General features: G+C 71.8%; 14 protein-coding genes. 8 read left to right on the forward strand and 6 right to left on the reverse strand.

The features are described from left to right. Positions 1-193: 193 nt before the first annotated feature. The 5 genes from ACFYXV_RS01535 to ACFYXV_RS01555 all read left to right on the forward strand — a co-directional run bounded on the left by ACFYXV_RS01535 (position 194) and on the right by ACFYXV_RS01555 (position 5,286). Positions 194-1,132, forward strand: a complete 939-nt coding sequence (locus ACFYXV_RS01535; protein ID WP_030153801.1) for a cellulose-binding protein — start codon at positions 194-196, stop codon at positions 1,130-1,132. A gap of 161 nt (positions 1,133-1,293) precedes the next feature. Further along, positions 1,294-2,313 carry an ABC transporter ATP-binding protein gene (locus tag ACFYXV_RS01540; RefSeq protein WP_389381764.1) on the forward strand — a complete coding sequence of 340 codons (1,020 nt, stop codon included), beginning with the start codon at positions 1,294-1,296 and terminating at the stop codon, positions 2,311-2,313. A 2-nt stretch (positions 2,314-2,315) separates the two neighbouring features. Beyond that, positions 2,316-3,095: an ABC transporter permease subunit gene (locus ACFYXV_RS01545; protein ID WP_383347774.1), complete on the forward strand. Its 780-nt coding sequence runs from the start codon at positions 2,316-2,318 to the stop codon at positions 3,093-3,095. 188 nt (positions 3,096-3,283) lie between these two features. Next, the gene (locus ACFYXV_RS01550) at positions 3,284-4,411 is read left to right on the forward strand and encodes an ABC transporter ATP-binding protein (RefSeq protein ID WP_389381765.1); all 1,128 of its coding nucleotides are present in this window, start codon (positions 3,284-3,286) and stop codon (positions 4,409-4,411) included. Next, entirely contained in the window at positions 4,408-5,286 is an 879-nt protein-coding gene (locus tag ACFYXV_RS01555) for an ABC transporter permease (RefSeq protein WP_389381766.1), read from the forward strand. The genes ACFYXV_RS01550 and ACFYXV_RS01555 overlap by 4 nt, the downstream gene beginning before the upstream one ends. Positions 5,287-5,301: 15 nt before the next feature. On the opposite strand, the gene ACFYXV_RS01560 is transcribed toward ACFYXV_RS01555, so the two are convergent. Next, positions 5,302-5,628 carry an ATP/GTP-binding protein gene (locus ACFYXV_RS01560; protein ID WP_385474003.1) on the reverse strand — a complete coding sequence of 109 codons (327 nt, stop codon included), beginning with the start codon at positions 5,626-5,628 and terminating at the stop codon, positions 5,302-5,304. Between the two features lie 241 nt (positions 5,629-5,869). On the opposite strand from ACFYXV_RS01560, the gene ACFYXV_RS01565 reads away from it, so the two are divergent. After that, on the forward strand, positions 5,870-6,889 hold the full coding sequence (locus tag ACFYXV_RS01565) for an LLM class flavin-dependent oxidoreductase (protein ID WP_385474001.1): 1,020 nt from the start codon (positions 5,870-5,872) through the stop codon (positions 6,887-6,889). Positions 6,890-6,945: 56 nt separating this feature from the next. Here the strand turns inward: ACFYXV_RS01565 and ACFYXV_RS01570 are convergent, their stop codons facing one another. Beyond that, positions 6,946-7,338: an SCO5389 family protein gene (locus tag ACFYXV_RS01570; RefSeq protein WP_030153794.1), complete on the reverse strand. Its 393-nt coding sequence runs from the start codon at positions 7,336-7,338 to the stop codon at positions 6,946-6,948. A 220-nt stretch (positions 7,339-7,558) separates the two neighbouring features. Here ACFYXV_RS01570 and nucS point away from each other — a divergent pair, with 220 nt between their 5' ends. Next, positions 7,559-8,230 (forward strand): endonuclease NucS, encoded by a 672-nt coding sequence (nucS, locus tag ACFYXV_RS01575; protein WP_030857179.1) that lies wholly within the window; start codon positions 7,559-7,561, stop codon positions 8,228-8,230. A gap of 104 nt (positions 8,231-8,334) precedes the next feature. On the opposite strand, the gene ACFYXV_RS01580 is transcribed toward nucS, so the two are convergent. The 3 genes from ACFYXV_RS01580 to ACFYXV_RS01590 all read right to left on the reverse strand — a co-directional run bounded on the left by ACFYXV_RS01580 (position 8,335) and on the right by ACFYXV_RS01590 (position 12,338). Then, positions 8,335-10,791, reverse strand: a complete 2,457-nt coding sequence (locus tag ACFYXV_RS01580) for an ATP-binding protein (protein ID WP_389381767.1) — start codon at positions 10,789-10,791, stop codon at positions 8,335-8,337. Positions 10,792-10,981: 190 nt separating this feature from the next. After that, entirely contained in the window at positions 10,982-11,305 is a 324-nt protein-coding gene (locus tag ACFYXV_RS01585; RefSeq protein WP_054224709.1) for an STAS domain-containing protein, read from the reverse strand. 184 nt (positions 11,306-11,489) lie between these two features. Beyond that, positions 11,490-12,338 (reverse strand): 3-hydroxyacyl-CoA dehydrogenase family protein, encoded by an 849-nt coding sequence (locus tag ACFYXV_RS01590; RefSeq protein ID WP_048476390.1) that lies wholly within the window; start codon positions 12,336-12,338, stop codon positions 11,490-11,492. Between the two features lie 333 nt (positions 12,339-12,671). Between ACFYXV_RS01590 and ACFYXV_RS01595 the strand changes: the two genes are divergently transcribed. Continuing rightward, the gene (locus tag ACFYXV_RS01595) at positions 12,672-13,244 is read left to right on the forward strand and encodes a cob(I)yrinic acid a,c-diamide adenosyltransferase (RefSeq protein ID WP_048476391.1); all 573 of its coding nucleotides are present in this window, start codon (positions 12,672-12,674) and stop codon (positions 13,242-13,244) included. Here ACFYXV_RS01595 and ACFYXV_RS01600 read toward each other — a convergent pair. Next, entirely contained in the window at positions 13,241-13,816 is a 576-nt protein-coding gene (locus ACFYXV_RS01600) for a hypothetical protein (RefSeq protein WP_385473995.1), read from the reverse strand. The genes ACFYXV_RS01595 and ACFYXV_RS01600 overlap by 4 nt on opposite strands. Between the last annotated feature and the right edge of the window lie 183 nt (positions 13,817-13,999).

A 13,999-nucleotide genomic window follows, 5' to 3' on the forward strand; every position in this document is an offset into this window, starting at 1 on the left:
CAATCGATCAGGTTGTGTGTTCCTGATGAAGATTCAGCCGAACGAGTGACAAGCATTCTGTCGCCTTGCCACTCAAAAGGGGTGTCATTGTCCAGATCAAACGTGGATTGACTCGATGACACGCCGCTCGGGCGCCTAGGATTCCCCTAACACCTCACGTAGCACCTCATCGGTCTCATTCGACAGGAACCCCATGAGCGACACTTCCTCCCCCTTCGGCTTCGAGCTCGTGCGGCGTGGTTACGACCGCGGTCAGGTGGACGACCGCATTACCAAGCTGGTCTCCGACCGCGACAGCGCCCTTGGACGTATCAACTCTCTGGAAAAGCGGATCGAGGAGCTGCACCTCGAAACGCAGAACGCCCAGGCCCAGGTGAGCGACGCCGAGCCGTCGTACGCCGGCCTCGGCGCCCGGGTCGAGAAGATCCTGCGCCTGGCCGAGGAGGAGGCGAAGGACCTGCGCGAGGAGGCCCGTCGCGCGGCCGAGCAGCACCGTGAGCTCGCCGAGTCGGCTGCCCAGCAGGTGCGCAACGACGCCGAGTCGTTCGCCGCCGACCGCAAGTCGAAGGCGGAGGACGAGGGCGTCCGCATCGTCGAGAAGGCCAAGGGCGACGCCTCCACCCTGCGCGCCGAGGCCCAGAAGGACGCCGCCTCCAAGCGCGAGGAGGCCGACGCCCTGTTCGAGGAGACCCGCGCCAAGGCCGCCCAGGCCGCCGCGGACTTCGAGACCAACCTCGCCAAGCGCCGCGAGCAGTCCGAGCGCGACCTGGCCTCGCGTCAGGCCAAGGCCGAGAAGCGCCTCGCCGAGATCGAGCACCGCGCCGAGCAGCTGCGCCTTGAGGCCGAGAAGCTCCGTACGGACGCCGAGCGCCGCGCCCGTCAGACGGTGGAGACCGCGCAGCGCCAGGCCGAGGACATCGTCGCCGACGCCAACGCGAAGGCGGACCGCATCCGCAGCGAGTCCGAGCGCGAGCTGGCGGCGCTCACCAACCGCCGCGACTCGATCAACGCCCAGCTCACCAACGTCCGCGAGATGCTGGCGACGCTGACCGGTGCGGCCGTCGCGGCGGCCAACCCGATCGTCGACGACGAGCCGGTCACCCGCGGCGTTCCGGCGCAGCAGAGCCGCTAGTACGTGTACCGGTACGCGCGGTAGCACGTGCGGGAGTTCACCGGCGGTCGACCGGTCGGACGGCCGCCGTCTACCGGCCCGTGGACGAACGTCCTGCCCGAGGGCCCTATGTCACCTGTTTGAGGTGGCGTGGGGCCCTCGGGCGTTCTAGCGTGAGCGGCATGATCGAGCTTGAGGGCCTTACCAAACGATTCGGCGCGAAGACCGCCGTGGACCACCTCAGCTTCCAGGTCAGACCGGGGGTGGTGACCGGCTTCCTCGGCCCCAACGGGGCGGGGAAGTCCACGACCATGCGCATGATGCTCGACCTCGACAACCCGACCAGCGGTACGGTCCGGATCGACGGGAAGCACTACCGGGACCTGCCGGAGCCGCTGAAGCACATCGGTGCGCTGCTGGACGCCAAAGCCATGAACGGCGGCCGCAGCGCTTACAACAACCTTCTCTGCCTTGCCCAGTCGAACCGCATCCCGGAGCGCCGGGTCGCGGAGGTACTGGATCTTGTCGGACTGACACCCGTGGCGAAGAAGAAGTCGAAAGGATTTTCGCTGGGCATGGGCCAGCGGCTGGGAATCGCCTCCGCCCTGCTGGGCGATCCGGAGATCCTCATGTTCGACGAGCCCGTCAATGGTCTGGACCCGGAGGGAATTCTCTGGATCCGAAATCTTATGAAGGGGTTGGCGGCCGAGGGGCGGACGATCTTCGTCTCCTCCCATCTGATGAGCGAAATGGCGCTCACCGCGGACCATTTGATCGTCATCGGCCAGGGAAAGCTTCTGGCCGACATGTCGATGGCTGATTTCATTCAGGAGAACTCGCGCAGCTACGTCCGGCTGCGCTCCCCGCAGCAGGAGCGGCTCAAGGACGTCCTGCACGGAGCGGGCATCGACGCCATCAGCGTCCCGGCCACCGGCGCGCTGGAGATCGACGGCGTCGCCGCGGAGCAGCTCGGCGAGCTGGCCGCGCAGCACCAGATCGTGCTGCACGAACTCAGCCCTCAGCGGGCTTCACTGGAGGAAGCGTTCATGCGCATGACGGCGGACTCCGTCGAGTACCACGCCCACGCACCGGGGGAACCGGGTCTGCCCCCGGGCCCCGGCCCCGCGGACAACCCCGCCCGGCCGGCCGACGTCCCCGCGTGGGGCGCCGGGTACGAGGCGACGCGCAAGGGCGGCGAGTGACCATGTCCTCCTTCCCCGCCGTCCTCCGGTCCGAGTGGACCAAGATCCGTACGGTCGCCTCCACCACGTGGACCCTCGTCGCGGCCCTGGTGGTCACGGTCGGCGTGAGCGCCGGCCTGTGCGCCGTCTTCAACGCCACCTTCAACGACATGCCGCAGGAACAGCAGGTCACCTTCGACCCGACCCTGGCCAGCTTCGCGGGCATGACCCTCGGCCAGCTCGCCATGATCGTCTTCGGCGTGCTGGTGGTGGGCACCGAGTACAGCTCGGGCATGATCCGCACCTCGCTGGCCGCCGTACCGCGCCGGGCGAGCTTCCTGGCCGGCAAGCTGATCGTGGCCACCGGTCTCGCGCTGGTCGTGGGCCTGGTCACCAGCTTCCTGTCCTTCTTCCTGGGACAGGCCATCCTGGGCGACCGCAGCATCGGCATCGACGAGCCCAACGTCCTGCGCGCCGTGATCGGCGCCGGCCTCTACATGGCCATGATCGCCCTGTTCTCGATGGGCGTGGCGACGATCCTGCGCAGCTCGATGCTGTCGCTCGGCATCCTGATGCCGTTCTTCTTCCTGGTCTCGACGATCCTCGGGGCGGTCAGCGCGACCCGCAAGGTCGCCCAGTACTTCCCGGACCAGGCAGGCTCCAAGATCATGCAGGTGGTCCCCGGGGCGATGGACAGCGGCGAGTCCCCCTACGGGCCGTGGGGCGGCTTCGGGATCATGGCGCTGTGGGTGCTGGCCGCCGTGCTCGGGGGCTACCTGGTGCTGAAGAAGCGCGACGCCTGATCCCTGCGGGTCCGAGGCGTCCGTCCCGTGACGGACGCCTCGGGTACTACGGGTCATCCCCGGGTCGGAGTCAGGGGTGGCTCAGGGATCCGGTCCGGGGCGGAACCGTAGGCGACTCGATATCCTCTTAACCCTTACCCGGACGAAAGCCGTCCGGTCCTGGCTAGGGGCAGAGCAGAGGCAGAGCAATGATCGAGGCTGTCGGCCTGACCAAGCGCTACGGCGCCAAGACCGCCGTCGACCAGCTGTCCTTCCAGGTCAGGCCGGGTCACGTGACGGGATTCCTGGGGCCGAACGGCTCCGGGAAGTCCACCACCATGCGCATGATCCTCGGCCTGGACCGGCCCACGGCGGGCAGCGTGACGATCAACGGCCTGCCCTTCCGGCAGCTGCCGAACGCCCAGCGGCACGTCGGGGCCCTGCTCGACGCCAAGGCCGTGCACGGCGGCCGCCGGGCCCGCAGGCACCTGCTCGCCCTCGCCCAGCTCTCCGGGATCCCCGAGAAGCGCGTGGACGAGGTGCTGGCCGTCGTCGGCCTCCAGGACGTGTCGAAGCAGCGCGCGAAGGGCTTCTCGCTCGGCATGGGCCAGCGGCTCGGGATCGCCTCCGCCCTCCTCGGCGACCCCCAGGTGCTGCTCTTCGACGAGCCGGTCAACGGGCTCGACCCCGAGGGCATCCTCTGGGTGCGCACCCTGATGCGCCGGCTCGCCGCCGAGGGCCGCACCGTGTTCGTTTCCTCACACCTGATGAGCGAGATGGCGCTGACCGCAGACCACCTCATCGTGATCGGCCGCGGCCGGCTGCTGGCCGACATGGGCACCCAGGAATTCATCGCGCACAACTCGGCCGGATTCGCGCGGGTGCGCGCGGCCGACAACGATCACGGTGGCCGGGATGCATTGGGTGAAGCCCTGACCAAAGCCGGCGGCCGGGTCCTCCAGGAGCCCGAGGGGACACTCCGCGTGACCGGCCTGGAGCTTCCCCGGATCTCCGACCTCGCGCACGAGGCCGGCGTACGGCTGTGGGAGCTGTCCCCGCACCGGGCCTCGCTGGAGGAGGCCTACATGCGGATGACCCAGGCCGACGTGGAGTACACCTCCACCGAGGACCCGCGCGCCGAGCTGTGGGAACCGGAGCCGCTGACCGTCCCCGCCTGGGAGGACGAGCTCCAGGCGCCGGAGGTGCCGCGGGGCTCCTTCTTCGCTCCCCCGCCGCCCGGGGCGGGCGGGCAGCCCTTCCTGATGCCCTCCGACCCCGGCGAGCTCGCCGGCACCAACCGCAACACCACCCAGGACACCCGCGAGGACACCCGATGACCGGCCCCACGAGCCCCGCGCGCCCCACGAACAGCACGAGCAGCACGGGCACCACGGGCACCTCCGACCGCCCGAAGGGCTACAGCTCGCCGCTGGAGACGCCCCGGCCCCACCTCGGGCACGCCGTGGCTTCGGAGTGGACGAAGATGATCTCGGTGCGCTCCACCGTGTGGACGCTCGGCTCGCTGGTCCTGCTCGTCGTCGGCATCGGGGTGCTGGCCGTCTCCGAGACGCGCTCGACCGACTACCAGGAGGTGCCGCTCACGGCGCCCGCCCTGTTCGGGCTGCTGGTGGGGCAGATCCCCGTGATGGTGCTCGGCGTCCTGACGATCACCTCGGAGTACGGCACGGGCATGATCCGTACGACGCTCACCGCCGCCCCCGACCGGGCGCGGGTGCTGACCGCGAAGTACCTCGTCTTCGCCGGTGTCGCCTTCGCCGCGATCGCGGGGTCGGTGGCGGTCGTGGGCCTCTCCTCCGCGATCCTGCGGGGCGGCGCGGGGGCCGGGAAGCACGGCGGCGGTGAATGGGCCGACGCGCTGGCCGGCTGCGTCTACGTCACCCTGCTCGGGATCCTCGCCCTCGCGATCGGGGCCGTGCTGCGGCACTCCGCCGGAGCGATCGCCGTGATGCTGGGGCTGGTCACGCTCCCGCCGGTGATAGGGGGGATGCTCAGCATGTGGGAGACCCTGGCCCCGCTCGGCAGCATGATCCTCCGGTACAACGCCCCGGTCGCCATCATGGGGCTGTTCGGCCTGCCGAACGCCGACACCGGGAGCTCGCCCGACGGCGTGACCCAGGTCCTGCTGATCCTGCTGGTGACGGGCGCCGCGGTGGCGGGCTCGTACGCGGTGGTCGGCCGCCGCGACGTCTGACCGCGTACGCGGGAGTCAGTACCTGGGAGCGTTCCTGGACCGCTGCACCCTTGAGGTGCGGCGGTCCTTCGCGTTCCAGCAGGCCTTGTGCCAGTGCCGGCGGTCGTCCACGCCGCCGTACTCGGGCCAGGCCACCAGGTGCGGGGTGCCCGAGGGGATCTCCTGGTCGCAGCCGGGGCAGCGGTAGCGCTTGCCCGCCGCGCTCGCGCCCGCGACGTGCCTGACCTTCCACTCCTCGCCCTGGTACTCCTCCGTGCGCTCCAGCCCGAAGCGGTCGAGGCCGGTGGCAGGGCGTTCGTCCGGAGTCTCGCCGCCCTTGGGGCGGTTGTGGCGCGGTGACACGTATACCTCACGTATGGGCGGACGGAAGTGACTTTCTCCCAGACTACGCGCAGCGAGGCCGGGTACCCGCAGGGTGGCTGACAGAGGCCGGCCGACCTCGACGCGCTCGCGGTCGACCAGCCTGACTATCCCAATAACTTTCGTGTCAGGCCGTGCCTTTGGCACGTGTCAGACGTTGTTGCCATCAGATGAACCGGTCCACCTGGGGGAGGCCGCGTCAGCCACGAGGAAGGCGAAGGCGATGCGTGTAGGAGCGTTTGTACTGGCGGCCCAGTTTCCGGGCCAGGGGCAGGGGGAGGCACTGCACCGGGCGGTGCGCACCGCGGAGGTGGCCGAGGAGGCGGGGCTCGACTCGGTGTGGCTCGCCGAGCACCACTTCGTCCCGTACGGGGTGTGCCCCTCGGCGGTGACCCTGGCGGCCCTGCTGCTGGGGAGGACCCGGCGGCTGCGGGTGGGCACGGCCGTGAGCGTGCTGCCGAACACGCATCCGGTGGCCCTCGGGGAGCAGGCCGCGCTGCTGCACCTGACCTCGGGCGGCCGCTTCACCCTGGGGGTGGGCCGGGGCGGGCCCTGGGTGGACCTGGAGGTGTTCGGCGGCGGCCTGGACTCCTACGAGAAGGAGTTCCCGGAGGGGCTGGACCTGCTGCGGCGCTGGCTGGCCGAGCCGCGGGTGGCGGCCGCCGGCGAGCGGTACGGGTTCCGCGAAGTGGCCGTCGTACCGCGCCCGTCGGAAGCCCTGGACGGCGACGGATCAGGGCCGGAAGTGATCGTCGCGTGCACCTCCCCCGCCTCGGTGCGCCTCGCCGCCGAACGGGGGCTGCCGATGCTGCTGGGCATGCACTGCGGGGACGAGGACAAGGCGGAGATGGTCGCGCTGTACCGGCGCACGGCCGCCGCGGCGGGGCGGAACCCGCACGCCCCGCACGTGTCGGCGGGCGTGTGCCAGCTGGCGGACCGTACGGCCGACGCCCGCGAGGCCCTCCTGAAGGCGATGCCGGGCTGGCTGAAGCAGGGGCTGGACGCACACGTGACGGTGGACGGCCGGGAGCGCGCGATGCGGGACCCCGTCGCCTACACGGAGCTGCTGTGCGACCTGCACCCGGTGGGCACCCCGCGACTGGCGGCGAACCGGCTGGCGGCCACCTCGGAGCGTACGGGCATCACGCGGTTCGCGCTGTTGGCGGAGGGCTCCGGGGATCTCGCCGCGACGGAGGAGAACGTACGGCGCCTCGGCGCCGAGGTCCTGCCCCGTCTCGGATGAGGCTGCCGCCCCGGTATCACCTCCCCCGATACGGAGCGGCAGCGGAGTACGGTCGGTCAGCAGTCCCGGAGCTCGGGCGACTGGTTGAGCAGCTGGCCGCGGATCGAAGTGAACTTGGCGAGCCGGTCGTCCGACGAGGGATCCAGCGGGAACACGGCCACCCGGTGGCAGTTCTGGAAGGCCAGGCGCACCCCGAAGTGCCGCTGCAGCGCACCACGTATCGCGTCACTCGCGAGAGCGCGCAGCAGCTGGCCACGCGCCTGCTCGTCGGGCGGCGGCGTCTGGTTGTCGGCGAACTCTCCGCCGTCCACCTTCAGCTGGGCCACCAGCGAGCTGATCATCTCCCACGCGAAGGGCAGGGAGGTCCGGACGCAGTCGACGAAAGCGGCTTCGTCGACCTCGCCTCGCTCGGCCTGTTCGAGTAGGGCCGGTGAGACGTCGAGCGACATGGGTTCTCCTCTCGCGACCCCGGCGGTTTGGGTTGCCGGAGTCTTACGGGCAGGGAAGGAGGTCGCGACGCAGCGTGCACGCTCCGCCACCTCCTGCTCACCACGGTAGGCGCCCCATGGGTGGCGCACCAGGAGAATGCGCATACAACGCGCCATCGGCGAACGGGGCTTTCGGGGGCGAATCGCGTACAGGCCTTCTCGTCGAGTAGCGTTGCCGACCATGCGTCTCGTCATTGCCCGCTGCTCCGTCGACTACGCGGGCCGGCTCACCGCCCATCTGCCCTCGGCACCCCGTCTCATCCTCGTGAAGGCCGACGGCAGTGTCTCGATCCACGCGGACGACCGGGCGTACAAACCGCTCAACTGGATGTCGCCCCCCTGCACCCTCAAGGAGGGGAGCGGGGACGAGGCCGGCGTCTGGACGGTCGTCAACAAGGCGGGCGAGAAGCTCATCATCACCATGGAGGAAGTCCTCCACGACTCCTCCCACGAGCTGGGCATCGACCCCGGCCTCATCAAGGACGGCGTCGAAGCACACCTCCAGGAGCTGCTGGCGGACCGCATCGAAACGCTGGGCGACGGCTACACGCTGATCCGGCGGGAGTACATGACGGCGATCGGGCCGGTGGACATCCTGTGCCGGGACGCCTCCGGCGCGACGGTGGCGGTGGAGATCAAGCGGCGCGGCGAGATCGACGGCGTGGAGCAGCTGACCCGCTACCTGGAACTGCTGAACCGGGACCCGCACCTGGCGCCGGTGCGCGGCGTTTTCGCGGCCCAGGAGATCAAGCCGCAGGCCCGCGTTCTGGCCACGGACCGCGGCATGGACTGCGTGGTGCTGGACTACAACGCCCTGCGGGGCATCGAGGACGACAAGCTCCGCCTGTTCTGACGGAGCCGGGGCCGAGCCGGCCCCGCACGGCCTGCCCCGCACGGCCGACCGCCCCGACCGGCCTACCGACCGACCGCCCCGCACGGCCGACCGGCCGGCCGCCGCTACAGCGTCGCCGTCGGGCTGACGGGTGTGGCCGTCGCGGTGGGCGTCGGATCCGGCGTCGTCGTGGGCGGCGCCGTGGGCGGGGTCGGCGACGTGACCGGGGTAGGCGACGTGGGTCCGTTCGAGGACGGCTTCTGCGACGGCGGCGGCGTGACCGGCTTGCGCGACGGGGGCCGCGGCGGCTGGTTCGGGTCCGGCGTGAGGGTCGACTGCGGGGAGCCCGGGTCCGGCGCCTCGGGGGCCGCAGTGCCCGGATCCGCCGCAGAATCGTTCCCGCTCGTGCCCGGCACGCCCGGCACCGACGTTCCCGGCGTCGGCGTGGAGGACACCGCCGGACCGTCCGTGCCCGCAGGGGTCTGCGGATCGTCGGAGCCCGACATCGCCAGGGCCATCACCGTACCCAGCGCCGCCACCGTCAGCGCCCCCGCGGCGGCCAGCAGCACCGGCTTGCGGCCCGGCCGCGTACGCCGTGCCGGTGCGGCCGCGCCCACGGCCCGGGGCGCCGCCGGCGGCGCGGGCTTCGGGGTGAGGGGGAAGGCCTCCTCGAACACCTCCGTGAGGCTCGTCGGGGACTCCGAGCGGCCGATCACCGGCACCACGGGCGCCACCGGCCCCACGGGCGCCACGGATGTCACGGGGGCCCCGGGCAGCACGGGCGACGCCGCTGCGGGCGCGGCCACGGGCAGCGCCGTCGTGACGGCCTCGGCGGCCCCGCCCGCCGGCGCGGACGCCGGCGGCTCAAGCCGCAGCGGCGGCGAGACCTCCACCCCCGCCTTCTCGCGGTCGGCGACCAGCGCGAGCGCCCGCCGCCCCGCCACCGTGCCCCGCTTGTCGGCGAGCGCGCCCTTCAGGCCTATGGAGGCCTCCAGTTCGGCCCGCGCCCGGTCCAGGCGCCCCTCGCACAGGGCGAGTACGCCGAGCTCGTGGTGGAAGTACGCCTGCTCCGCGACCTCCCCCGCCTTCCGGGCGGCCTCGGCACCGGAGCGCAGCACCCGCTCCCACGCCTCCCAGTGCCGCGAGGCCGCGAACGCCGGGGCAGCGGTCCGGGCCAGCAGTACGGCGGCCACCACGTCCGCGCCTGCCAGCGCCGCCAGCACCGCGTCGGCCTCCGCCGCGACCCGCTCCGGGGTCACCGAGGCGTGCCCGGTCCACCAGGCGTAGTGGCGGGCGGCGGTACGGGCCTCTTCCTCGGCGGTGTCCCCGTAACCGGCCTCCTCCAGCTGCCGCAGGACCCCGGCGGCCAGCCGGTAGCGGGTGCCGACCGGGGTGAGCAGTCCGCAGCCCAGCAGTTCCGCGACCGCCGCGTCGGCGTGGGTGTCCCCCACGAGCGCCGGCAGGTGGGCGTGGTGCGGAAGCTCCCCGCCCAGCGCGCTCGCGATCCGCAGCGCCGCCCGCGCCGACTCGCTGACCCGCGAGGCCAGCAGCTCGGCGGGGGCCGCTCCCTCGGCCAGCGTGGGCAGCGGCACGAACTCGGCGTCGCGCGGCCGCTCGTCGAAGACCCCCGGCTCGTCGTGCTCGTCCTCGGCGGAGGACAGGTTCCGTTCGTCGCGCTGGCGCAACAGCGCCGCCGCCTGGACGAAGCGCAGCGGCAGCCCTTCGGAGGCGAAACGCAGGTCTCCCGCCCAGGCGGTCTCCTCCTCGGTCAGCGCCCGGCCGATGCCCGATTCCAGCAGCTCCACGCAGTCGGCCCGGCCGAGCCCGCCGAGGAAGACCTCCTCCAGGTGCGAGTCGTCGGAGGGGGCGCGGGTGTCGGGGGTGGCGGCGAGCAGGTAGGCGCACTCGGGGGTGGCGCGCAGCAGCTCGTCGAGGGCGGCGCCGCCCATCTCCAGGTCGTCGAGGAGCACGATGGCGCCGATGTCCCGTACGCGGGCGAGGAGTTGGGTCCGCTCGGGACGCTCCCGGGGGGCCTCGTACACGGCGTCGTACAGCGCGTGGAGCAGCTCGCCGGGCTGCTGGTGCCCGTATCCGCTCAGCCGTACGACGCCGTCGGGTGCCAGGCGCGTGCATTCGGCGGCGACGGCGTCGAGCAGGGAGCTGCGGCCGGAGCCGGCGGGGCCGGTCAGCCGTGCGGAGCGGCCGCGGGCCAGCAGCCGTACGAGGCGCTCCCGCTCCTCGTCGCGGGCGAGGAGCGCCGTGACCGGTGCGGCGGGGCCGGGCAGGACGGGCGGCCGCGCGGCGGCCTCCCGGGCGGTGCGGCCGGCGGCGTCGCGCTTGGCCGGGGCGCTGCCGCCGGTGCCGGGGCGGCGCGGTTCTATCTCGCTGCCGTCGACGGGGTTCACGGTGAGCGTGAAGTCCCCGGCGGTGAGGGTGACGACCCGCGCCACGCCGAGGGCGGCGGGGGCCGGGGCGGAGGCGGCCGGGGCCGCCGGCGCGGGCGCCCCGGCGGCCGTCGCGGGAGGCAGGGGCGCCGTCGCGGGCTGCTCCACCGGTTCGGGCTGCCCCTGCGTGCGGTCCATGACCTCGTCCCCCGATCGCGCCCTGCGCCATAGCCGTCGTGTCGTACCGTCCGGCCTTCGCACATTCCGCTGTCGCTACGGGTCCGGTTTCCGCCCGAACCCTAGACGGTGCCCGGTCGTGCACGGAACCGCAGGGGTGCCATCACCACCGGACCGTTACGTTTCCGCAGAAGGGTAAGCGGTGGACGTCTCAGACCCGCGGGAGGGATTCCGCTTCCAGTCCGCCCTCGATCGCGAGGATGCGGTGCAGCCGGGTGGCCACGAGGAGGCGCTGCATCTGCGGCGGCACCCCGCGCAGGACGAGGCGGCGGCCGGTCCGGCCGGCCCGCCGGTGGGCTCCCATGATCACACCGAGTCCGGTCGCGTCCCAGGAGTCGAGCCCGGTGAGGTCCAGCACGAGGTCGCCGTGGCCGTCGTCGAGGGCGGAGTGGAGGGCCGTACGGGCGTCCGCCGCGCTGCGCACGTCGAGGCGGCCCCCGACAGCGAGTTCGGCGTGGTCGCCCCTGATGTGCATATGTGCTCCCGGCAGTCCTGGGTACGGGTACGTAGGGATCCGACTGGTCCGCGGTCGGCAACTCTCACTGCATCTGACTGCCGTTCGGGCAGCGAGGTTGCCGACCGTGAGCGAACCGATACCTAATTCACCCGTGCGGGTGCGGATATTCGAACTGGCGCTCAGTGTCGCTTTTGTGCCCGGGTCAGTGCTTGTAGAAGCCCTGACCGCTCTTGCGGCCGATGTCGCCGGCGTCGACCATGCGGCGCATGAGCTCCGGCGGCGCGAACTTCTCGTCCTGGGACTCGGTGTAGATGTTGCTCGTGGCGTGCAGCAGGATGTCGACGCCGGTGAGGTCGGCGGTGGCGAGCGGCCCCATGGCGTGGCCGAAGCCCAGCTTGCAGGCGATGTCGATGTCCTCGGCGGAGGCCACGCCCGATTCGTACAGCTTCGCGGCCTCGACGACCAGGGCGGAGATCAGACGGGTCGTCACGAAGCCCGCGACGTCGCGGTTGACGACGATGCAGGTCTTGCCGACGGACTCGGCGAACGCGCGGGTGGTGGCGAGGGTCTCGTCGCTCGTCTTGTAGCCGCGGACGAGCTCGCAGAGCTGCATCATCGGGACGGGCGAGAAGAAGTGCGCGCCGACGACGCGCTCCGGACGCTCCGTCACGGCCGCGATCTTGGTGATCGGGATGGCGGAGGTGTTGGACGCGAGGATCGCGTCGTCCCGTACGAGCTTGTCGAGCGCGCGGAAGATCTCGTGCTTGACCTCAAGCTTCTCGAAGACGGCCTCGACGACGATGTCGGCGTCGGCGACCGCGTCGAGGTCGGTGGTGGTCGTGATGCGGGCGAGCGCGGCCTCGGCGTCCTCGGCCGTCATCCTGCCCTTGGAGACGAACTTGTCGTACGAGGCCTTGATGCCGTCCGTGCCGCGGGTCAGCGCGGCGTCGGTGACATCACGCAGTACCACGTCCCACCCCGCCTGAGCGGAGACCTGAGCGATTCCGGAACCCATCAGTCCGGCACCGATGACGGCGAGCTTCCCAGCCACTGCACACCCCACGTTCTTCCATACGGCCCAGTCTCGTAGCCTCTCCGGCGGAGACTAGCGCCAGCGAGGGTTCGTGTGACGGCGAAGTAACACGCGTCACGTCTCAACTGACGGACATCACACCGCGACGGCCCAGTACCCGTCCGCTGCCGCACAGTTCACCCGTCGCCCTCGCGGGGGCGGCGCGCCGGCCCGCGCAACCGCTCCGGTCGCCGCCGCGCCGCAGGCAGACGGCCAGGTTCGACGGCCATGGCACCGCGGCCCTCAAGGTGGTGGGCGTCCGCAGGCCGCCGCGCCCGGGATTACCGCGGCAGGGCCGTCTACGCTGGCCGCATGGTGAACCTCACGCGCATCTACACCCGCACCGGCGACAAGGGCACGACCGCCCTCGGCGACATGAGCCGTACGGCCAAGACCGACCTGCGGATCTCCGCCTACGCCGACGCCAACGAGGCCAACGCGGCCATCGGCTCGGCGATCGCGCTCGGCGGACTGCCGGCGGATGTCGTGAAGGTCCTGGTACGGGTGCAGAACGACCTGTTCGACGTCGGCGCCGACCTCTGCACCCCGGTCGTCGAGAACCCCGAGTACCCGCCGCTGCGCGTCGAGCAGTTCTACATCGACAAGCTCGAAGCGGACTGCGACACCTTCAACGAGCAGCTGGAGAAGCTGCGCAGCTTCATCCTCCCCGGCGGCACCCCCGGCGCGGCCCTCCTGCACCAGGCCTGCACGGTGGTGCGCCGCGCCGAGCGCTCCACCTGGGCGGCCCTGGAGGTGCACGGCGAGGTGATGAACCCGCTGACCGCGACCTACCTCAACCGTCTCTCCGACCTCCTCTTCATCCTGGCGCGCACGGCCAACAAGGAGATCGGCGACGTCCTCTGGGTGCCCGGCGGCGAGCGCTAGCTCCGCCGTCCGGCCGCGGTCCGTTCCTCCCGCTCCTCCGTCGCCGGGGGCTTGCGCGGCCAGAACGTGTACGTGGCGGCGATCACGGCCTGGATGCCGAGCACCCGCAGGGCGACGTACTGCCAGCTCTGCAGGGCGCCGGTGTCGGCCGCGTCGCCCACGTACCAGATCGCGCCCTGGAGCAGCCCGAGCGCGACGGCCGCGCCGGCCAGCGTGCGCGCCCACAGCTGCCATTCGTGGACCGCCCTGGCCCTGCCGTACTTCGGGCCGGGCGGCTTCGGACCCCCGGCGAAGCGGTACGCGGCGTGCCGGTCGAGCCACTTCACGGTGTAGTGGCCGTAGCCGACGGTGTAGCCGATGTAGAGCGCGGCCAGGCCGTGCGTCCAGCGCGGTTCGCCCCCGTTCTTCAGGTCCACCGCGGTGGCCACCAGCAGGACCAGCTCCAGCAGCGGCTCGCACAGCAGGACCGCCGCCCCCAGCCTCGGCATCCTCGCGAGGTAGCGCAGCGCCAGTCCGCCGGCCAGCAGCACCCAGAAGCCGACCTCGCAGGCGATGATCAGTGCGACGAGCACCGGATTCTCCCTTCCGTTGCCGTGTGCGGCCTTCGGCAACCACTGGATCCAGCCTCCCGCCCGATCCGCACCCCTTCGTCGTCGCCGGTGACGAACCGTGACTGCATCCTTCGGTGTACTCCCGCCCCGCCCGGTCTCCGCCCCGGCGGCGACGCCGGGCCCTCCCCCCACCCTGTTGGATGG

It is taken from the genome of Streptomyces sp. NPDC002181 (genome assembly GCF_042890485.1).
Classification (GTDB): Bacteria; Actinomycetota; Actinomycetes; order Streptomycetales; family Streptomycetaceae; genus Streptomyces.